This window comes from Curtobacterium sp. MCBA15_005 (genome assembly GCF_001864855.1).
In the GTDB taxonomy this organism is placed as follows: Bacteria; Actinomycetota; Actinomycetes; order Actinomycetales; family Microbacteriaceae; genus Curtobacterium; species Curtobacterium flaccumfaciens.
The window spans coordinates 5,073-5,881 of sequence record NZ_MJGL01000027.1 but is presented as its reverse complement, the minus strand read 5'-3'; the positions used below and the strand labels follow the sequence as shown (position 1 = coordinate 5,881).

Sequence of the window (809 nt, the reverse complement as noted above, 5' to 3'; positions counted from 1 at the left end):
CTGCTCCGGGCGCTCGCCGAGAAGCCGAACCAGGTGTTCACCCGCGAGATGCTGCTCGAGCAGGTCTGGGGCTACCACTACAAGGCGGACACCCGCCTGGTGAACGTGCACGTGCAGCGGCTCCGCGCGAAGATCGAGCACGACCCGGACAACCCGAAGACCGTCACCACGGTCCGCGGCGTCGGGTACCGCGCCGGAGGAGCCTGAGCACCGTGCCGCCCTCGACGCGCCCGTCGGGCTCGGCACGCCGCTCGGGCCGCGCCGGCGGGGCCGGCGGCGCCACCGTCTCGATCGGCGTCGTCGACCGCAGCCGTCGCCGGATGCGGCGCTGGCTCCGACGCGCCTGGCGTCCGATCGCGTACCTGTGGCGGCGCTCGCTCATGTTCCGCTCGGTCGCCATCACCGTGATGACGACGGGACTCGCGGTGGGGATCATCGGCACCGCGGTCATGGTGAGCATCTCGACGAACGTCTACTCGCAGCGCCGCGACCAGATCGAGTCCGAGTCGGCACGGGCCACCATCGTCGCCCAGGGGATCTTCGACGCGGCGACCGCGGGCGAGGACAACAACCAGTCCGAGCTCGAGACGCTGCAGAACGAGGCGCGGCAGGCGATCCTGTCGAACACGACGAGTCCGGGCGGCACGAGCATCGCGATCGAGCGGAGCCCGGACCAGTCCACCGCGCAGACGCTGCAGACCATCGCCAGCCAGGGCTTCCCGGACGCCGTGATCACCGATGCCCTGCGCAAGGAGGTCGCGCAGAACACCGGGCGGCTGAGCCTGCAGCCCGTCGAACTCGACGACGAC

General features: G+C 71.2%; 1 protein-coding gene and 1 pseudogene. Both read left to right on the top strand.

The genetic code is table 11. The annotated features are described in order from the left end of the window. A partial coding sequence (locus tag BIU89_RS11930) for a winged helix-turn-helix domain-containing protein (RefSeq protein WP_139179030.1) occupies positions 1-207 on the top strand: 207 nt, incomplete at its 5' end. A gap of 5 nt (positions 208-212) precedes the next feature. Further along, a pseudogene (locus BIU89_RS11925) lies at positions 213-809 on the top strand (MtrAB system histidine kinase MtrB); the annotation flags it as partial.